The 16,370-nt window shown below is 69.1% G+C and carries 22 protein-coding genes and 1 pseudogene; 11 read left to right on the plus strand and 12 right to left on the minus strand.

Features of this window, described 5'->3' with window-relative positions; genetic code table 11:
- The first annotated feature begins 27 nt into the window (after window positions 1-27).
- Window positions 28-435 carry a PaaI family thioesterase gene (locus ACWEGE_RS09760; protein WP_449660032.1) on the plus strand — a complete coding sequence of 136 codons (408 nt, stop codon included), beginning with the start codon at window positions 28-30 and terminating at the stop codon, window positions 433-435.
- On the opposite strand, the gene ACWEGE_RS09765 is transcribed toward ACWEGE_RS09760, so the two are convergent.
- Entirely contained in the window at window positions 432-1,403 is a 972-nt protein-coding gene (locus tag ACWEGE_RS09765; protein ID WP_449660033.1) for an MCE family protein, read from the minus strand. The genes ACWEGE_RS09760 and ACWEGE_RS09765 overlap by 4 nt on opposite strands.
- A gap of 4 nt (window positions 1,404-1,407) precedes the next feature.
- Window positions 1,408-2,637, minus strand: a complete 1,230-nt coding sequence (locus tag ACWEGE_RS09770) for an FAD-dependent monooxygenase (RefSeq protein ID WP_449660034.1) — start codon at window positions 2,635-2,637, stop codon at window positions 1,408-1,410.
- A 115-nt stretch (window positions 2,638-2,752) separates the two neighbouring features.
- Here ACWEGE_RS09770 and ACWEGE_RS09775 point away from each other — a divergent pair, with 115 nt between their 5' ends.
- On the plus strand, window positions 2,753-3,412 hold the full coding sequence (locus ACWEGE_RS09775; RefSeq protein WP_449660035.1) for a TetR/AcrR family transcriptional regulator: 660 nt from the start codon (window positions 2,753-2,755) through the stop codon (window positions 3,410-3,412).
- On the opposite strand, the gene ACWEGE_RS09780 is transcribed toward ACWEGE_RS09775, so the two are convergent.
- The 3 genes from ACWEGE_RS09780 to ACWEGE_RS09790 form a co-directional block, all read right to left on the minus strand.
- Window positions 3,409-3,684 carry a YggT family protein gene (locus ACWEGE_RS09780; protein ID WP_449660036.1) on the minus strand — a complete coding sequence of 92 codons (276 nt, stop codon included), beginning with the start codon at window positions 3,682-3,684 and terminating at the stop codon, window positions 3,409-3,411. The genes ACWEGE_RS09775 and ACWEGE_RS09780 overlap by 4 nt on opposite strands.
- Before the next feature lie 110 nt (window positions 3,685-3,794).
- Window positions 3,795-4,955 carry a right-handed parallel beta-helix repeat-containing protein gene (locus tag ACWEGE_RS09785; RefSeq protein ID WP_449660037.1) on the minus strand — a complete coding sequence of 387 codons (1,161 nt, stop codon included), beginning with the start codon at window positions 4,953-4,955 and terminating at the stop codon, window positions 3,795-3,797.
- 161 nt (window positions 4,956-5,116) lie between these two features.
- Window positions 5,117-5,698: a TetR/AcrR family transcriptional regulator gene (locus tag ACWEGE_RS09790; protein ID WP_449660038.1), complete on the minus strand. Its 582-nt coding sequence runs from the start codon at window positions 5,696-5,698 to the stop codon at window positions 5,117-5,119.
- Window positions 5,699-5,801: 103 nt separating this feature from the next.
- Here ACWEGE_RS09790 and ACWEGE_RS09795 point away from each other — a divergent pair, with 103 nt between their 5' ends.
- On the plus strand, window positions 5,802-6,416 hold the full coding sequence (locus ACWEGE_RS09795; protein WP_449660039.1) for a class I SAM-dependent methyltransferase: 615 nt from the start codon (window positions 5,802-5,804) through the stop codon (window positions 6,414-6,416).
- A 118-nt stretch (window positions 6,417-6,534) separates the two neighbouring features.
- On the opposite strand, the gene ACWEGE_RS09800 is transcribed toward ACWEGE_RS09795, so the two are convergent.
- Window positions 6,535-6,885 carry an ArsR/SmtB family transcription factor gene (locus ACWEGE_RS09800; RefSeq protein WP_449660040.1) on the minus strand — a complete coding sequence of 117 codons (351 nt, stop codon included), beginning with the start codon at window positions 6,883-6,885 and terminating at the stop codon, window positions 6,535-6,537.
- Window positions 6,886-6,933: 48 nt separating this feature from the next.
- Here ACWEGE_RS09800 and ACWEGE_RS09805 point away from each other — a divergent pair, with 48 nt between their 5' ends.
- The 4 genes from ACWEGE_RS09805 (at window position 6,934) to ACWEGE_RS09820 (ending at window position 10,553) form a co-directional block, all read left to right on the plus strand.
- Window positions 6,934-8,277, plus strand: a complete 1,344-nt coding sequence (locus ACWEGE_RS09805) for an MFS transporter (RefSeq protein ID WP_449660041.1) — start codon at window positions 6,934-6,936, stop codon at window positions 8,275-8,277.
- 149 nt (window positions 8,278-8,426) lie between these two features.
- The gene (locus tag ACWEGE_RS09810) at window positions 8,427-8,699 is read left to right on the plus strand and encodes a GlsB/YeaQ/YmgE family stress response membrane protein (protein ID WP_449660042.1); all 273 of its coding nucleotides are present in this window, start codon (window positions 8,427-8,429) and stop codon (window positions 8,697-8,699) included.
- A gap of 243 nt (window positions 8,700-8,942) precedes the next feature.
- Window positions 8,943-9,653 carry a hypothetical protein gene (locus ACWEGE_RS09815; protein WP_449660043.1) on the plus strand — a complete coding sequence of 237 codons (711 nt, stop codon included), beginning with the start codon at window positions 8,943-8,945 and terminating at the stop codon, window positions 9,651-9,653.
- A gap of 153 nt (window positions 9,654-9,806) precedes the next feature.
- Window positions 9,807-10,553, plus strand: coding sequence for a DUF5131 family protein (locus ACWEGE_RS09820; protein ID WP_449660044.1), 747 nt, complete (start codon window positions 9,807-9,809; stop codon window positions 10,551-10,553).
- A 3-nt stretch (window positions 10,554-10,556) separates the two neighbouring features.
- Here the strand turns inward: ACWEGE_RS09820 and ACWEGE_RS09825 are convergent, their stop codons facing one another.
- Complete coding sequence (locus ACWEGE_RS09825; RefSeq protein ID WP_449660045.1) at window positions 10,557-11,558, minus strand: three-Cys-motif partner protein TcmP; 1,002 nt, start codon at window positions 11,556-11,558, stop codon at window positions 10,557-10,559.
- Window positions 11,559-11,779: 221 nt separating this feature from the next.
- Between ACWEGE_RS09825 and cmtR the strand changes: the two genes are divergently transcribed.
- Together cmtR and ACWEGE_RS09835 are read left to right on the plus strand one after the other, a co-directional pair.
- Window positions 11,780-12,124, plus strand: a complete 345-nt coding sequence (gene cmtR / locus ACWEGE_RS09830) for a Cd(II)/Pb(II)-sensing metalloregulatory transcriptional regulator CmtR (protein ID WP_449660046.1) — start codon at window positions 11,780-11,782, stop codon at window positions 12,122-12,124.
- Window positions 12,121-12,804, plus strand: coding sequence for a cation transporter (locus tag ACWEGE_RS09835; RefSeq protein ID WP_449660047.1), 684 nt, complete (start codon window positions 12,121-12,123; stop codon window positions 12,802-12,804). The genes cmtR and ACWEGE_RS09835 overlap by 4 nt, the downstream gene beginning before the upstream one ends.
- A gap of 108 nt (window positions 12,805-12,912) precedes the next feature.
- Here ACWEGE_RS09835 and ACWEGE_RS09840 read toward each other — a convergent pair whose 3' ends face one another.
- From ACWEGE_RS09840 to ACWEGE_RS09850, 3 genes are read right to left on the minus strand one after another with little or no spacing between them, the layout of a single operon-like run.
- The gene (locus ACWEGE_RS09840) at window positions 12,913-13,221 is read right to left on the minus strand and encodes a hypothetical protein (protein WP_449660048.1); all 309 of its coding nucleotides are present in this window, start codon (window positions 13,219-13,221) and stop codon (window positions 12,913-12,915) included.
- The gene (locus ACWEGE_RS09845; RefSeq protein ID WP_449660049.1) at window positions 13,218-13,697 is read right to left on the minus strand and encodes a MerR family transcriptional regulator; all 480 of its coding nucleotides are present in this window, start codon (window positions 13,695-13,697) and stop codon (window positions 13,218-13,220) included. Before ACWEGE_RS09845 ends, ACWEGE_RS09840 begins: the two co-directional genes overlap by 4 nt.
- A 58-nt stretch (window positions 13,698-13,755) precedes the next feature.
- Complete coding sequence (locus ACWEGE_RS09850; protein WP_449660050.1) at window positions 13,756-14,220, minus strand: hypothetical protein; 465 nt, start codon at window positions 14,218-14,220, stop codon at window positions 13,756-13,758.
- Window positions 14,221-14,329: 109 nt separating this feature from the next.
- On the opposite strand from ACWEGE_RS09850, the gene ACWEGE_RS09855 reads away from it, so the two are divergent.
- Both ACWEGE_RS09855 and ACWEGE_RS09860 read left to right on the plus strand, forming a co-directional pair.
- Window positions 14,330-14,728, plus strand: coding sequence for a MerR family transcriptional regulator (locus tag ACWEGE_RS09855; protein WP_449660051.1), 399 nt, complete (start codon window positions 14,330-14,332; stop codon window positions 14,726-14,728).
- Between the two features lie 88 nt (window positions 14,729-14,816).
- Complete coding sequence (locus ACWEGE_RS09860; RefSeq protein WP_449660052.1) at window positions 14,817-15,527, plus strand: MerR family transcriptional regulator; 711 nt, start codon at window positions 14,817-14,819, stop codon at window positions 15,525-15,527.
- Between the two features lie 91 nt (window positions 15,528-15,618).
- On the opposite strand, the pseudogene ACWEGE_RS09865 reads toward ACWEGE_RS09860, so the two are convergent.
- Together ACWEGE_RS09865 and fdxA are read right to left on the minus strand one after the other, a co-directional pair.
- Window positions 15,619-15,939: pseudogene (locus ACWEGE_RS09865) on the minus strand (YnfA family protein); the annotation flags it as partial.
- A gap of 89 nt (window positions 15,940-16,028) precedes the next feature.
- Complete coding sequence (fdxA, locus tag ACWEGE_RS09870; RefSeq protein ID WP_449660053.1) at window positions 16,029-16,355, minus strand: ferredoxin; 327 nt, start codon at window positions 16,353-16,355, stop codon at window positions 16,029-16,031.
- Window positions 16,356-16,370 lie beyond the last annotated feature (15 nt).

Consider the following 16,370-nt stretch of genomic DNA (forward strand, 5'->3'; position numbering starts at 1 on the left):
CTGACTTCACTAGTGAAGTGAGGGGTCATGCTCGATTTCGCAACAGCGCGGGCAGGTCTGGCGAGCCAGCCGTTCAGCCGGCTCCTCGGCGCCCGGCTGACCGAGTTCGGCGACGGCGCGGCCACGCTCGAGCTGGACATCCGCGAAGAACTCCAGCAACAGAACGGCTACCTCCACGGCGGTGTCCTCGCCTACGCCGCCGACAACGCGCTGACGTTCGCCGCGGGCACGGTCCTCGGGCCGCACCTCCTCACGGCCGGTTTCACGATCGACTACCTCCGGCCGGCGGTCGGCGCGGTCCTGCGCGCCCGGGCCGTCGTCGTGCAGGCCGGGCGGTCGCGGGCCACCTGCCGGTGTGAGGTGTACACAGTGGACGGAGGGCGGGAGCCGGTGCTGTGCGCGGCCGCGCAGGGGAGTGCGCGCGTGAAACCCTAGCCGTGGCAACCTTCTTCGTTCAGCGGTCCGAACGAAGGCAGCACCAGCCCGCACAGGTAGCCGTCGATCCACCGGCCCGTCCCGGCGAGGTTCGTCCCCAGCCGCACGAACGGGGCGAACCCCCGGATCCCCGCCGCCAGTGCGTCCTGGTTGCGCTGCAGCATCGACGTCAGCTGGTCCAGCTGGGAAAGCAGCGGCCCGATCCGGGACTCGCCGATCAGCCCGGACAGCTCCGAAGACAACCGCCGGGAGCCGTCGAGGAGCGTGGTGATCGCCGTCTCGCGGTTCGTCACCTCGGCCAGCAGCTCGTTGCCGTCGTCGAGGAGCCGCCGCACCTGCGCGTCGCGGTCGGCCAGCGTCTGCGAAACCACCCGCGTGTTGCCCAGCAGTGCCGCGAGCCGGCTGTCGCGTGAGGCGAGCGAGTCCGACAGCCGCGACAGCCCGGTGAGCGCGGCCCGGACGCTCTGCGGCGTGTTCGCCAGCGTCGCCGAGAGGGTGTCGAAGCTTCGAGCCAGCCGCGCGGTGTCGATTCGGTCCACTGTGGACGACAGGTCGCCGAACGCCGTGAGGATGTCGTACGGCACCGTCGTGCGGGACCGCGGGATGGGCCGCCCCGGGTCGAGCGTGCCCTCGCCCTGCGGGTCGAGGGCGAGGTACTTCTGGCCCAGCACCGTCTTCAGCCGGATCGCCGCGCCCGTCGCGTCGCCCAGCCAGGCTCCCTTGACCTGGAACGAAACCAGCACGTGGTCGCCGCGCAGCCGCACCTCCGACACGCGGCCGACCTCGACGCCGGCGACGCGGACGTCGTTGCCGGCGCCCAGCCCGGCCGCTTCGCTGAACTCGGCCGCGTACGTCGTCCCGTCGCCGATCACCGGCAGCGAACGCACGTTCAGCGCCGTCACCACGCCCAGGGCCAGCACGGTCAGGCCGGCGAGGGCGGTCCTGACCGGAGCCCGAGGCGTTGACATGGCGTCAAGAGTGACCCACCTCACGCCGGGTTGCCAGCCGAGTCCCCCGATGAGAGGAATCGGGATATTCACGGTATTCGAGCGCGTTCGCCGCCCGGTCGGTCATCCAGACGAAGATGCCGCCGAACAGCCGGGTGCTGATCATCTTGTACGCGCGGTTGCGGCTGCGGATCTTCGCGGCCGTGCGCGGCGCGAGGAAGCTGCCGGAGCCCTTGCCGTTCTTCTGCCCGACCGCGGCCGGTTTGCGCAGCCGCTGCTCGTACTTCGCGAACGCCGTCACGTGGTCGCCGCCGGCCGCCGCGAGCTCACCGGCCAGCACCTGGGCGCCCATCATCGCGAGCCCGGTGCCGGACCCGCCCGGCCCGGCGCACCAGGCGGCGTCGCCCAGCAGCACGACCCGGCCCTTCGACCAGCGGTCGAGGTGGATCTGGCTGATCGAATCGACGTAGAGGTCGTCGGCCGCGGGCAGCGCTTCGAGCAGCTTCGGCGTCTCCCAGCCGGTGCCGGCGAACAGCTGCGCGACCAGGGCCCGCTGTTCGCCGGGAGTGCGGCGGTGGAATTCGACGCCGTCGGCGGCGAACACCAGCCCGACGTGCAGCCGGTCCGGCAGCCGGTGGCTGCCGACCATCAGGCCGCGCCCGGGCTCGTTGTACATGATGCTGGTGTGGTCGAGCCCGAGGTGGTTGGGCGCGGTGTAGCCGGCGATGCCGAAGCCGAGGTCGCGCCGGAAGTCCCGCTCCGGCCCGAAGGCGGCGGCCCGCACCCCGGAGTGCACGCCGTCGGCCCCGACGACCAGGTCGAACCGGCGCGGAGCGCCGTGGCGGAAGGTCACCTCGACGCTGTCCGCGGTCTCGGTGAGGCTGGTGACGCGGTCGCCGAAGACGTATTCGGTGTGGTCCGCGGTGTGCTCGTACAGGATCCGCGCGAGGTCGCCGCGCAGGATCTCGACCTCGCCGCTCCACGCGGCACCGGGCACGGTCAGCGCGGGACGGCCGTCGAGGCCGAGCACGGTCTGGTCGCCCATCGCCGTCTCGTACCGGCGGATTTCGTCGAGCACGCCCATCGCGGCCAGCAGTTTCACCTGCTCACCGCGGAAGTCGACGGCCTGGCCGCCGGGCCGCACGCCGGGTGCGGACTCGACGACGGTCACGCGGTAGCCGGCGCGGTGCAGCCAGTGGGCCGCGGACGGGCCGGCGATGCCCGCCCCGGAAACGAGCACGGTCCTGTCGGTCATCGGAGGGTTCCTCTCGGGTCGGTGGATGCCGACGCCGAGACTGCGGGCGACCGCTTACCGTTTCCGCACGGTTCGCTGACGGCTCGGCCGGTGCGGCGCAGTTGCAGTCGCTAACATGGCCCGGGTGGACCGCGCCGCCGGAGGCCGGATCCAGGAGGACGGCGAGGGCGTCGTCGAGGCACGCATCCTGGATGCCGCTGCACACCTGATCGCCGAAGAGGGCTTCGGCAGGTTGAAGATCGGCGGCGTCTGCGCCCGTTCGGGCTACGCGCGGTCGGTCGTCTTCCAGCACTTCGGCGACAAGGACGGGCTCGGGCGGCGGCTCGTCGAGCACGCCGTCGAGGCGTTCACCGACGCCTACAGCGAGGCCGTCGCGGCCCGCACCGGGTCGGCGAACGCGACGCCGATGGACATGCTGCGCGCGCTGCTGGACATCATCTTCGAGCTGATCCGCACGATGCCGACGCTCAACCAGGCTTTTCTGGCCCTGTGGGGCGACGCGGCGGCGGAGTACTCGGCGCTGCGCGGCGCGCTGACGGAGGCCGACCGCCGGTTCCGGTTCGCCATCGCGCAAACCGTGGCCAGCGGGGTCGCGGACGGGTCCATCACCGGTGTCCGCGACCCCGATTCCTACGCTTCGGCGCTGCTGGCGCAGCTGCGCGGGATCTCGATGCAGGCCCTGATCGACCCCGACGGCGTCGACCTTCGCGGGCTTCGCGCCGAGCTCGAGCGCGGTGTCGACCGGCTGTCTTCGAGCTTCCGCGGCACGCTCTAAAGGGCGTACACGATGCTCCGCAGCACGATCACGCCGATGAAGACCAGCGTGAAGGCCAGATCGAGCGACAGCCCGCCGATCCGCACTGGCCGCACGACCCGCCGGACGGGCCCGATCACCGGCTCGGTCGCGGCGTAGGCCAGCCCGCGGGCGCGCCGCGCCCACGGTGGGGTGTTCGCCACAACCGCGACCCAGTCCAGCACCATCCGCGCGATCAGCACGAGCAGGTAGAGGCTCAGCAGGAAGCCGAGCAGCGTCCCTAGTGCACCCATGGTCCCTCCGTTTCCGCTACCCGGTGAACGCACGGGCGGCGCGGAGAGTGCCAGATCTGTCCGGTTCACAGCATTTCAACAGGATCGAGCGCGGCTCTTTCCGCCTCCGATCAGCCGAAGGTGAGCACCAGCCGGCCGTCGGAGGCGAACGACCACTTCACCGGGCCGGCGTACGACGAGCAGCGCGACCCGTTCCTGCCGGTCCAGAACTGGTCCGAGCTGTCGACGCTGCCGGCGGTCTTGTCGTTGGAGCCGCCACCGGCGAACCGGCACGAGGTGTCGTTGCGGAACACCGAAGTCCCGGTGTCGAAGGAGAAGTTGCGTTCGGCGTTGTCGATGCCGACGTTGTCCGCGACGGACATCGACCCGGGGTTGCTGTTGTAGGTGAACCCGTGGTGCCCGTTGCGGTAGGCGACGTTCCGCCGGACGACGTGGTTGACGGCGATCTTGTCACCGCCGAGCTTGTAGCCGTTGCGGTCGCCGTTCTCGTTGACGGTGCCGTCGCTGAGGGTGCCGTTGGCGTAGGCGAGGGAGTCCTCGATGGTGACCGGGCCGATCGGGCCGGTGTCGGTCTTGGTGTAGAGGTCCCAGCCGTCGTCGATGTTGTGGTGGGAGACGTCGTACCGGAAGACGTTCCCGGGGCCGGCGGTGAGTTTCGCGGCGAACCCGTCGGCATCCTCGCCGTCGGAGTCGGCGTTGTCGTGCGATTCCGAGCTGACGACGAGGTTGTTCGACGGCCACTGGTCCTTCGGCGTGCCGGAAGCGATCCGCGAGATCTGCAGCCCGGAATCCCGGTTGAACCGCGTGACAACCCGTTCGATGACGTTGTTGCTCCCGCCGACGAAGATCCCGTTGTCCCCGGCCCGTTCGACGACGAGGCCGGCCACGCGCCAGTAGGAGCCGTTGACGGCGAGACCACGGTTGGCCGGGTCTTCTTTCATGGCGGAGAAGTTGAGCACGGGCGTCTCGCCGGGGTAGGCGGCGAGCGTCTTGCGCGCGCTGGAGGTACCGCTGTTGCCGGGCGCGATGGTGACGGTCTGGGCGTAGGAGTAGGTGCCGCCGCGCAGCGAAATGGTGCCACCGGACCCGATCCGCGTGAGCGCGGCGGTCAGGGTGGTCGGGTCGGCTTGCGTACCGGCGGCGGAATCCTTCCCGTTGGGCGCAACGTACAGGGTGTCGGCCGCGGCGGCGGCCGGTGGTGCCAGTGCGGCCACCGTGACCAGGGCGGCCGTTGCTGTAAGCGCTTTCTTGACGCTTCCGGACGAACTCATGCGCGCCTCCTTGCGGGCAAGAACGTGTCGGACAGCCGGATCCGAGAGCGCTCCCGTAGAGCGGGTCTCCGGTGAGCCGACGGTAGCACCGCGTAGCGGGTGCCCGAGTGGGCCAAGCGGGTCGTCTGCACTGAAAACGCTTTCAGTGGCGGGGTTTCCGCTCAGCCGAGGGTCTGCAGGAGCTGCTCGACCAGCCGGCGTTCGAGTGCCGGATCGGCGGCGACCGCGCGGCGGAACGAGCGGGAGGCCACGAACGACATCAGCGACCACGCGAAGGCTTCCGCGTCCAGGTCCGCGGCCAGCTCACCCGCCTCCTGCGCGCGGTGCAGCAGGCCGGTGAAGCCGCGGGCCAGGCGCCGGACGGCGGCCGCGGCCGCTTCCCGGACGCGGGGATCGGCGTCGGAAGCCGTGCCCTCGGAGAAGAGCACGCCGAGCGAGCCGGGCGCGTGCAGCGCGTCGAGGTGCTCCGGGGACAGCAGCGCCCGCAGGACGTCCGCGACCGGCCGGCCGGCGAACGAAGCCAGCAGCTCCTCGGCGGTGTCGGACGCACGCTCGATCACGGCGGCGAACAAGCCTGCCTTCGAGCCGAAGTTCTGGAACACGACCGGCTCGCTGACGCCGACCCGGGCGGCGATCTCGGCGGCTTTCGCGCGCTGGTAGCCGCACTCGGCGAAGACGGCGGTCGCGGCCGTCAAGATCGTCTCGCGGCGCTGCTCGGCGGTCAGGCGGGTCCGGCTGGTCACCCGCTCATCGTAACGGCCTTGCCAGCCGTACTTAGTCGCAGCTAAGTTGTCGGCATAACTTAGTCATCACTAAGTAACGAGGTGCGAGATGAACCTGGGACGCATGTTGATGCACGGCGGCCGGCGGGCCGACGGCGCGCTGATCACCCGGCCGCGGCTCTACGAGGGGGTGAGCCGGCTGGCGTTCATCAGGCGCGAGCGCCGGTACCGGGAGCTGATCCGGCTGGCCGGGGTGCGGCCGGGCGAGCGCGTGCTGGACGTCGGCTGCGGCAGCGGTTACCTCGCCGGGCTGGCGGCCGAGGCCGGAGCTTCCGCACTCGGCGTCGACGCTTCCGAGCCGATGATCGAGTACGCCCACCGGACCTTCGGCTCGACGGAGTGCCGGTTCGAGGTCGGGACGGCGCAGGCGCTGCCCGTCGGCGACGGCGATTTCGACGTCGTCCTGAGCAGCCTGGTGCTGCACCACCTGCCGGACGACGGGCAGCCGGCCGCGCTGGCCGAGATGCGACGCGCGCTGCGGCCCGGCGGCCGGCTGCTGATCGCGGACTTCCGGCCACCGCGGTCCCGCCTCGCGCGCCACCTCGTCGGAGCGGTCAGCGGGCCGCGGATGCTCGACGACCCGCACGCGCGGCTCGCCCGGCTGGCCGAGGGCGCCGGGTGCACCGTGACCGGTCAGGGACAGCTGGGCTTCCTGGCCTACGTGTCCGCCGCGAACTGACACATTCCGGCGGCGCGGCGGGCGAACGGCCTTCGGGACGAACCCGCGCCGCCGGCCGAGCTGCCGGAACTGGCGCAATCTGGGTGGCCGTCCGGCGGTTACGGCAAGTGGCTGCAGGCTAGTCGTGTTCGGGGAGGTCGTGCAGGTGGTGGTCGGCGGCGTTCATGGCCTCGACCAGCAGCCGCCGGACGTGCCCGCCGCGGGCCCGGTAGAGCACCCGTCGTCCGTCCCGGCGCTGGCTGACCAGGCCGGCCAGGCGCAGCTTCGCCAGGTGCTGCGAGACCGCCGGTCGTGCGATGCCGATCGCCGCGGCCAGTGACGCGACGTCGTACTCCTCGCCGCTGAGCAACCAGAGCATCCGCATCCGGCCGGGGTCGGCCAGCATGCGCAGCGAGTTCGTGGCCACCTCGACCTGCGCCGCGGGCGGAAGCTGGGACCACTGGTCACCAGACTCGTCGTGTGCGTACATGTGCACCTATCATGGAGGCGAACCGTCTTCGCCCAGGAGTCTTCCGTCATGCCCTCGCTGTTCGCACACCGGGACTACCGGCACCTGTTCACCGCCCAGCTGGTGGCGCTGTTCGGGACCGGGCTGACGACGGTCGCGCTGGGGCTGCTGGCCTACGAGCTGGCCGGTGCCGAAGCGGGCGCGGTGCTGGGGACGGCGCTGGCGATCAAGATGGTCACCTACGTCACGGTCGCGCCGATCGCGGCCGCCTACGCCGGCCGCGTGCCGCGGCGGGTGTTCCTCGTCTGCCTCGACGTCGTCCGCGCGCTGGTGGTGCTGGCGCTGCCGTTCGTCACGCAGGTGTGGCAGATCTACCTGCTGATCGTGGTGCTGCAGTCGGCGTCGGCGGCGTTCACCCCGACGTTCCAGGCGGTGCTGCCGGACATCCTGCCCGACGAGCGCGACTACACGCGGGCGCTGTCGGCGTCCCAGCTGGCCTCGACGATGGAAACCCTGCTGAGCCCGATGCTCGCCGCGGCCGTGCTCAGTGCCGTGAGCTTCCACTGGCTGTTCACCGGCACGTCGATCGGCTTCGTCGTGTCCGCGGTCCTGGTGGTGACCACGCGCATCCCCGACGCCGTGCGCTGCCGCCGCGGCGGGGTCCGGGACCGCACGCTGGCCGGGATCCGGATCTACGCCGCGACGCCGCGGCTGCGCGGCGTGCTCGGGGTGAACCTGGTCGTCGCGGCGGTGGGATCCGTCGTCATGGTCAACACCGTCAACTACGTGCAGGCCGAGCTGGGCCGGTCCCAGGCCGACGTCGCGCTGCTGCTGGCGGGCAACGGCGTCGGCACCATGCTGGTCGCCCTGCTGCTGCCGCCGGTGCTCGACCGCGCCCCCGAACGCCGGGTGCTGCTGACGGGCGCCGGGGTGCTGCTCGCCGGGATCGCGGGCGCGATCGGGCTGTCCACGGCGTCGTCGGGTGCCGGGCGCTGGGCGGCTGTGCTGGTGGTGTGGGCGAGCATCGGCGCCGGAACCGGGCTGGTGCTCACCCCGGTCGGGCGGGTGCTGCGCCGCTCGAGCACCGCGAGCGACCGGCCCGCGGTGTTCGCCGCGCAGTTCTCGCTGTCGCACGCGTGCTGGCTGCTGGCGTACCCGATCGCCGGCTGGGTCGCCACCGCGGCCGGGTTCACCGCGGCCTGGCTGGTGCTGGCCGGTCTGGCGGTCCTCGGGTTCGCCGCGGCCGCGCTGGCCTGGCCGCGGCACGATCCGGCGCGGATCGAGCACACCCACGACGGCTTCGCCGAGCACGCCCACCTCGAAGACGCGACAGCGATCGGGGACGGCGTATACCGCCACAGCCACGAGTTCGTCATCGACCGCCACCACCGGCGCTGGCCCGCGCCCCGGTGATCACCCGGCATCCGGTGGACACCGGGAACCGACCGGGCGAATCGAACGACCACTGCACCACCCCGCACCCGAGGGTTCGGTCGTTTGGCGCCGGTGGACGGTTCTTCGTATCGTGAGGCTGTTCGCCCGACCGACCACAAGGGGAAGCGATGTTCTGGACCATCCTGGGCTGGATCCTGTTCGGCCTGATCGCCGGTTTCATCGCGCGAGCCCTGGTGCCGGGCAAGGACGACATCGGCCTGCTGCGCACAATCGTGCTGGGCATCGTCGGCTCGGTCGTGGGCGGTTTCCTGTTCGGCCTGCTGACCGTCGGCATCCGCGGCTTCCAACCGGCCGGCTGGATCGGCTCGGTCATCGGTGCGGTGATCGTCCTGGTCATCTACAACAAGGTGACCGGGCGCAAAACCCGCCCGCGCGCCTGACTTTCGTGGTTCGCTGACCGCACCACCCGGATTTGATCAGCTGGTGGGCAACGAAGTCAGCCGGGTAAGACGTGAATCGGCCCCTACCGCGTTCTCGCTGGTAGGGGCCGGTTTTGCGTGTACAAACAGGGTGCCCTCGGCAGGATTGCCGAAGGATGGGAACGGGTCTGACCAGGGGCTTTACGTCGGCAAGTTGTCGGTTGAGGCGAGGTTCGAGCTGCCCGACCTCAGCGGGCGCACGTTATGAGCGCCAACTCGCAGGCGGTTGCCCGGTTCGTCACGGTCACGATGGGCCTGGTCATCGGGCTCACCTTCCTGTTCGGGTTCGGGAACGTGTTGAACCTGGCGTTGAAGCTGCAGGTGCCGGTGTTCGTGGCGCCGCTTGTGGCGCCTGCTGTCGACCTGACGGTGCTGGGTCTGCTCGTTGGAACGCGGCATCTGGCGCTCTCCGGGGCACCTGATGAGGTGCTGCGGCCAGCACGCCGGCTGCTGATGGCGGCCAGCGTGGTGACGCTTCTGATGAATGTCGCCGAGCCGGTGTTCGCTGGTGAGTGGGGTAAGGCAGCGTTCGATTCGGTCGGCCCGCTCCTACTGATTGGGTGGGCAGAGGCGGGGCCTGCCCTTCTCCGCGCGCTGAGCGCCGCTGGCGCTGATCATGGCGCTGGGCAGCAGTGCGTCGGCGGCGATGCTGAGACTCGTGAACCTCCGAACGTGCGGCAGAGCCAGCAGGTGATCACGACGTCGTGTCAGGGCACCGACCCTGACGAGGAACTTGTCGAGCGGGCTCGCCTCGCCGACGCCGACCACTGGCGTCGGCATCGGCGGCCCATCTCCGCGGAGACGCTCAGGAAGCAGCTTCGGGTCGGCGCGGCGACGTCGCGGGCTTTAGTTGCGGAGGTTCGGGCAGAAAGAGCTCCGTACGACGGGGCGGGCACCGAGTCCGAAGCCGTCTGACGTGCCCGCTGGCTATAGATGTTGAAACGATCGCAATGGGACTGGCGTGGAGCATTGCATCGAACGCAAGTTCGATGTAGCAAGAGGGGTGGTAGTGCCCCATCGGTGTCTGATGGCTCTGTCATAAGCTGATTGGCTGCCAGGAGGAGAGCGATGAGCGCCCGATCGAGTATCGAGTGGACTGAGACGACGTGGAACCCGACTACGGGATGCGACAGAGTTTCTGCAGGTTGTGACAACTGCTACGCGCTCACGTTGGCGAAGCGGCTGAAGGCGATGGGATCAGCCAAGTACCAACGTGATGGTGATCCTCGGACCAGCGGGCCTGGCTTCGGCGTGGCGGTGCATCTGCCGACGCTTGCGGAGCCGTTCCGGTGGCGAGATCCGCGTGTGGTGTTCGTCAACTCGATGAGCGATTTGTTCCACGCCAAGGTGCCGGTGAGCTTCATCAGGCAGGTCTTCGACGTGATGGCCGCCACGCCGCAGCACACTTACCAGATCCTGACCAAGCGGACGGTGCGGCTCAAGCGGCTGGCGGGAAGCCTGCATTGGCCGGACAACGTCTGGATCGGAGCATCGGTCGAGAATGGGGACGCGCGAGGCCGGGTCGCCGACCTTGCGCAGGTCCCCGCGAAGGTCCGGTTTCTCTCCTGTGAACCGCTGATCGGGGCTCTGCCTGGCTTGCAGCTCGACGACATCGACTGGGTCATCGTGGGTGGCGAGTCGGGTCCTCGCGCCCGGCCCGTCGCCGAAGAGTGGGTCGTCGACATACGCGACCAATGCGTGCAAGCCGCGGTGCCGTTCTTTTTCAAGCAGTGGGGCGGACGCACCCCGAAGGCCGGTGGACGGCTTCTGGGCGGACGGACATGGGATGAGATGCCGGCCCGGGTCGCTGCGTAGGCTTCAGGCGGAACGCTGGGAGCCGAAGGGTGGACGTGGCGGTTCTGGTGTGTAGACCTGCTTGACGTTGACCGCACGTGCTGCTTTGACCTCTGCCATCGGGATGTCGAACAAGCTAGCGACGCCTTGGGCTTCGTCCTTTTGGTTCTGTTTCGCCAGTCGCCGCCGCGCCAGAGCGTCTTGACGCATGGATTCGTGCTGGTCCAGTGCCTTACCGTAGAGATGCTTCATGATCTTGTCTCCGACTTCGTGGTCGGACACGAAGATCATGTGGTAGAGCTCCTGGCCGCCGGTGTTCTTCATGGTGAACGGATGCGTGGACCGATAACCCAGTACGGTTTCCAGGCGCCACCGCATCAGGTTCACCAGTTCCCAGCGCATACCGGTCGCATCGAGGGCGCCGTCTCGCCGGGCCTTGATGATCGGAATCCACTCCTCGGATCCGAACATGGCCGTAAGGCGGTCACCGAACTTGGCGTCCATGTGGTCTTGGCTGACTTGCAAGCCGCGGGGGAGGAAGCTGGTTCCGAACAGGATCCACATCTCCGCCTTTGTGCGCCCGCGCTTGAACTGCGCGATCTGCCTGAGTGTCGACCAGTGCACCTCGGCGGCGAACTGGTCCACGAAGGCGAACGTCGGAGCCCAGCGAACTGGCCACAGCTTGGCGAGCGCCAAAGCTATGGTGTCGTTGCAGTCTCCCGGGTAAACACACAAGCCCCTGTGGTGAGGATACTTTTGTCGTACTGCAGCCTCGAGGCGTTCCGCCTTGCTGGGAAGTTCGAAGAGGCAAACCCGCGTGAACGGCGGATCTGCCGCCAGGGCTCGGTGTACCGAGCCAAGGATCTCCTCGTTGGTGTCTCGGCTCGAGTTCTCGGGCCAGCCTGCAAACAGGTCTAGGTAAACTCGCTCGTTCGCTTTCTTCGACGCTGTGGCGAAGGCCTGCAGGTAGTCGCCCAGGATCTGCAGCTTGTGCTGCGTCCACCAGCCCCACGGTTTCGGCGCCACGATGCCTCCCTCACCTGTACGTGCTTCCGACATTAGGAGCGCCGACGCAAGATTAAGTAGCTAGTCTGTGACGATTAGGCTGAACGTGTCTGGTCAAATCACCCGCATGCAGTACGCCCGGTCGGTTCCATTGGGTGGACCGCGTTGAGGTCGTCGTCGAGTGCTCGTGGTCCGCCGCTGGGTGGTTGCTGCACTTCAGTCAGGACTGTACTGTTCTCTGCATGCTGACCTGTGAGACTAGGGAATCGGCTCTGGCGCGGCTGGGGCGTGCCCTGGCGGATCCGACGCGGTGCCGGATCCTGGTGGCGCTGCTCGACGGCGTCCAGTACCCCGGCCGGCTCGCCGAACAGCTGGGCCTGACTCGGTCCAACGTGTCGAATCACCTGTCCTGCCTGCGTGGTTGTGGTCTGGTGGTTGCGACCTACGAAGGTCGCCAGGTGCGGTACGCGCTGGCTGACGAGCACCTCGCCCGTGCGCTCGGCGAGCTGCTGCAGGTCGTCCTGGCGGTCGAGCCCCGCGAAGAATGCGTCGACGAGCCTGCGGTGACGAAGGCGGTGGCGCGATGAGCCGATCGCCGGAACTGCGTGGGGGGAACTTGCTCGGCGACACCTGCTCCGACGGCTGCTGCGCTGCTGCGCCCAACAGCATCGAGCTTGGACGTCGCCAGGTCTTGACGCGCCGGGTGCGGTGGCTGGTCGCCGCCACGATCACTTACAACGTCATCGAAGCCGTCATCGCCATCTCCGCGGGCACGCTCGCGGACTCCACCGCGCTGATCGGCTTCGGCCTCGACTCGGTGATCGAAGTCGCGTCGGCGGCCGCGGTAGCGTGGCAGTTCTCCGGGAAGGACCCCGAGGCGCGGGAGCGAACCGCGCTGAGAGTCATCGCCGTGTCCTTCTTCGCGTTGGCTGCCTATGTGACGGTCGAGTCGGTCCGCGCGCTGTTCGGCGGTGCGGCGGCCGAGGAGTCCACGGTCGGCATCGTGCTGGCCGCCGTGTCCTTACTGGTGATGCCGCTGCTGTCTTACCTCCAGCGGCGCGCGGGGCGTGAACTCGGTTCTGCCAGTGCTGTCGCGGACTCGAAGCAGACGCTGCTGTGCACCTACCTCTCTGGGGTGCTGCTGGTCGGGCTGCTGCTCAACGCCTGGTTTGGCTGGTCGTGGGCAGATCCGCTCGTCGCGCTGCTGATCGCCGGCGTGGCAGTCAAGGAGGGCCGCGAAGCCTGGCGTGGCGAGCACTGCTGCTGAGCGCCGCCGTTCGTGCGGTTGGTGCGCAGTGACCGTCGGGTGCGGGACCTGGTCACCGCGCGCCGGAGTGGCTTTGGAGGCCGCGCACCTCGAACCTGAGGCGTCAGGTCATCGATGTTCTCGCTGGGATGGACCGGGCATGCCAAGATCCACCGCCCGGTCGGCCACGCGGTCGGGAATGCGGCAGGCCCTGCGGCGCCGCCGCCGCACCCACAGCACCGCGGCACCGGTGAACGCGAGCACAGCCAGCACGAACGAGGCCCGCTCGAACACCTCGAAGACCGCGCCCAGCGAGGACGCCACGCCGATCCCGCCGAGCAACGTGATCAGTGGCAGCGCACAACACGCCCCGCACGCGACCGCCGCCGCGACACCGAGCCGGACCCAGCGCCGGTATGGCTTGGCGGGTGGGGTCATCGCGCTGCTCCCGGCACGGTGTCACTCGCGGATCCAAGGCGGGTCAATTCCAGCAGCACCGGGCCGGACGGCTCGGCGGGAACGCATCCGCAGCCGGGCCCGCATGCTGTCGCCGGTGCCGGGCCGACCAGTTCCTCGTGCACGGTCGTGAGGTGCGCGGCGAATGCAGTCAGCTCGGCAATGCGTCGCTCCGACTCGGCGATCCGCGCCGCCACCAACGGCCGCAATCGTTCGCGCACATCGGCGCACATTCCCCCTTCCCACGCGCCGAGCAATTCCCGGATCTCCTCCAGTGGCAACCCCAGGTGCTTGGCCGCGCTGATGAACTCCAGCCGGGCCACCGCCTCCTCGCCGTACACCCGATACCCGGATCCGGTCCGCGCGGCCGTTAGCAGGCCCACCTGCTCGTAGAACCGCAACGTCGAGGCCGGCACGCCGCTGCGTCGGGCCAACTCCGAAATCTGATAAGTGCTCACGGCTCCGACGCTAAACCTTCAACATGACTCGAAGGTCAACCCCAGCAGCGCAACCCCGTCACTCCGTCGGCGAGGTGGGCGCCTGATCGGGCCGAGCGGCGGGCTGGACGGTGCGCACGGTGCCGGTGGCGTCGGAGACGACGACCAGCCCCTGCCGGCCCAGCCGCTCGCGGATGCCGTCGATGTTCTCGTCCAGCGTGTCGGGAAGGGCGTAGAACTGGTCGAGGACGGCGCGGGCGATGTCGTTGTCGGGGACAGCGCAGTCCCAGAGCACCTGGTCGCCTTCGACGGTCACGGTGTAGGCGTAGAACGCGCAGCATGCCTTCTCCCGCGCGGCCAGGTCCCGCACCCACGACTCGACGCCGGGCGCGGCGCGGAACCGGAACCGGATCCCCTCCGCGGTCCGCTCCCGGCCCGCCAGAGCCTGGGCAAACAGCCGGCGGTATTCGGCGAGCCGCTGCTCGTCGGTGTCCGGCGCGGTGGTCATGTCGCAGACGATCGGTGTGGACGCTGCCGGGGTCATGATCCAACTCCTTGCGGTTGTGGGTTTCGCGGTGTCCTTGCTGGTCTTGCTATGCTTACGGACCAACTCTAGAGTCTGGACCTGAGTCCAGAGTCAAGAGGAGAACTCCGTGAAGATCGGCCAAGTCGCGAAACAGGCTGGCGTCAGCGTCGACACGGTGCGCTTCTACGAGCGGCGCGGCGTGCTGCCCGCCGCGCAGCGCAGGCCGTCTGGATACCGGGTGTTCAGCGAGTCCACCGTGGAACGGATCCGGACGGCCAAAGCTTTGCAGGACATGGGTTTGACCTTGGACGAGGTCATCGACGCCCTGCGTGCCCATGACACGGGTGGCGCGACCTGCGAGAGTGAACGATGGCGTCTGGAGGCGGTGGTCGACCGGCTGGCCGCCAAGATCGCCGAACTGGAACGTGCCCGGCACAACGCCCTGGACATACTTGAAGACTGTCGCGCCGGTCGATGTCGCCTCACTCGGGCAGAAGAGGCACCATCCGGACGCGCTGAGCCTTAGTGGCTTATTCGGCATTGCGGCCGCTCAGCTGCGGTTCGCCTAACGTGTGGTTGACCCTGGAGCGTGGTCCGAAGTTTACCTTCGGTGCATGACCGACTACCGCATCTCGGAGCTGGCTGCGATGGTGGGACTTCCGCCGACGACGTTGCGTTTCTACGACCGGCTCGGGTTGCTGCCGGCGCGGCGGTCGCCGGGCGGATTCCGGCTGTATGACGACGGCGCGATCGGTCGGGTGCAGGTGATCTCGGCGGGCAAGTACCTGGGCCTGCCCCTGCAGGAGATCTGCGATCTGCTGACCGCGCTGGACGGCGGGCTGTGCGCGGAGGTTCGCGATCGGTTGCGGCCGCCGCTGGCGGCGCTGGCGACCGTGACGCCGTGCCTGGCCGATGCGGTCGCGGGGTTGGACGATGCCCAGCAGGACGCCGCTGGCGAGTCCGTGGGCTTGTCCGGGGCGGCCGCGGTGTCGACGGAGGCGCCGTCGCCCTGCACGCACCTCCCGGTCGCGTGCTCGCTGCCGGCCGGGGACGCGGCTGCGAGGGTGGCCGACTGGCACGGCGTGCTGGCCCGCGCGCGTGAGCGCTGCGACGTGGAGTGCGGGGTGATCGCGCTGTTCTCGATCGAGCTGGCCGGCCGGTTGGCCGAATTAGTGGTCGCCGAGCAGCGGTGCTGCCCGTTCTTCGGGTTCGGCCTGCAGCTCCGCGGTGATGAGGTGCGATTGGAGGTTCGTGCTCCCCGGGAAGCCGAGCCGATGCTTGCCGACATCTTCGGTTTCCGCAGCGGTCGTCTCGTCAGCCCGTAGCGGAGTCGCCGTCGGGCCGTGGCTCGGAGGACGGGTGCTGCTGGACGTTTCCGGCGTCGGAAGGCGGGCTTTGTGCTGCGTTCGTTCGGCTGGGCGCGAAGATGATGACGGTGACACCGGCCAGGCAGATGAGCGCTCCGATGATGTCCCAGCGGTCGGGCCGGAAGCCGTCGAAGATCATTCCCCAGGCGAGGGACGCGGCGACGAACACGCCGCCGTAGGCGGCCAGGACGCGGCCGAAGTGGGCGTCGGGCTGGAGCGTGGCGACGAAGCCGTAGACGGCGAGAGTGATGATGCCGCCGATCGCCCAGAGCCAGCCGCGGTGTTCGCGGATGCCTTGCCAGATCAGCCAGCAGCCGCCGATTTCGGTGAGTGCGGCGAGGGCGAACAGCACGACGGAGCGGACGACCATGACCCGAGCGTATGCCTGCCGTTCGGCCGGTGCTCGTTCACCTGGTCGGTCCGCTCCGTCAGCGTCCTTCTGTCTGCCGGTCGTGTGGGCTACCCCGTTTCCGCTTGCGGAGGCAGGTCCTTGATCCATTGCGGGTCTGCGCTGACCTTGCCGATCTTGCTGGCGCCGCCCGGGGATCCGAGTTCGGCGAAGAAGTCGGCGTTGGCTTTGGTGTAGGCCTGCCATTGATCAGGGACATCGTCTTCGTAGTAGATGGCCTCGACCGGGCAGACCGGTTCGCAGGCGCCGCAGTCGACGCACTCGTCGGGGTGGATGTAGAGCATCCGGTCGCCTTCGTAGATGCAGTCGACCGGGCACTCGTCGATGCACGCCTTGTCGAGCACGTCGACGCAGGGCTGGGTGATCACGTACGTCACGAGACCGCCAAGTTC

This window comes from Amycolatopsis sp. NPDC004747 (assembly GCF_053601335.1).

Bases quoted from the DNA above. Each gene is read 5' to 3' on its own strand.
- ACWEGE_RS09760 (WP_449660032.1), top strand. From the start codon at position 28: ATGCTCGATTTCGCAACAGCGCGGGCAGGTCTGGCGAGCCAGCCGTTC.
- ACWEGE_RS09765 (WP_449660033.1), bottom strand. From the start codon at position 1,403: ATGTCAACGCCTCGGGCTCCGGTCAGGACCGCCCTCGCCGGCCTGACC.
- ACWEGE_RS09770 (WP_449660034.1), bottom strand. From the start codon at position 2,637: ATGACCGACAGGACCGTGCTCGTTTCCGGGGCGGGCATCGCCGGCCCG.
- ACWEGE_RS09775 (WP_449660035.1), top strand. From the start codon at position 2,753: ATGGCCCGGGTGGACCGCGCCGCCGGAGGCCGGATCCAGGAGGACGGC.
- ACWEGE_RS09780 (WP_449660036.1), bottom strand. From the start codon at position 3,684: ATGGGTGCACTAGGGACGCTGCTCGGCTTCCTGCTGAGCCTCTACCTG.
- ACWEGE_RS09785 (WP_449660037.1), bottom strand. From the start codon at position 4,955: ATGAGTTCGTCCGGAAGCGTCAAGAAAGCGCTTACAGCAACGGCCGCC.
- ACWEGE_RS09795 (WP_449660039.1), top strand. From the start codon at position 5,802: ATGTTGATGCACGGCGGCCGGCGGGCCGACGGCGCGCTGATCACCCGG.
- ACWEGE_RS09800 (WP_449660040.1), bottom strand. From the start codon at position 6,885: ATGTACGCACACGACGAGTCTGGTGACCAGTGGTCCCAGCTTCCGCCC.
- ACWEGE_RS09805 (WP_449660041.1), top strand. From the start codon at position 6,934: ATGCCCTCGCTGTTCGCACACCGGGACTACCGGCACCTGTTCACCGCC.
- ACWEGE_RS09810 (WP_449660042.1), top strand. From the start codon at position 8,427: ATGTTCTGGACCATCCTGGGCTGGATCCTGTTCGGCCTGATCGCCGGT.
- ACWEGE_RS09815 (WP_449660043.1), top strand. From the start codon at position 8,943: ATGAGCGCCAACTCGCAGGCGGTTGCCCGGTTCGTCACGGTCACGATG.
- ACWEGE_RS09820 (WP_449660044.1), top strand. From the start codon at position 9,807: ATGAGCGCCCGATCGAGTATCGAGTGGACTGAGACGACGTGGAACCCG.
- cmtR (WP_449660046.1), top strand. From the start codon at position 11,780: ATGCTGACCTGTGAGACTAGGGAATCGGCTCTGGCGCGGCTGGGGCGT.
- ACWEGE_RS09835 (WP_449660047.1), top strand. From the start codon at position 12,121: ATGAGCCGATCGCCGGAACTGCGTGGGGGGAACTTGCTCGGCGACACC.
- ACWEGE_RS09840 (WP_449660048.1), bottom strand. From the start codon at position 13,221: ATGACCCCACCCGCCAAGCCATACCGGCGCTGGGTCCGGCTCGGTGTC.
- ACWEGE_RS09850 (WP_449660050.1), bottom strand. From the start codon at position 14,220: ATGACCCCGGCAGCGTCCACACCGATCGTCTGCGACATGACCACCGCG.
- ACWEGE_RS09860 (WP_449660052.1), top strand. From the start codon at position 14,817: ATGACCGACTACCGCATCTCGGAGCTGGCTGCGATGGTGGGACTTCCG.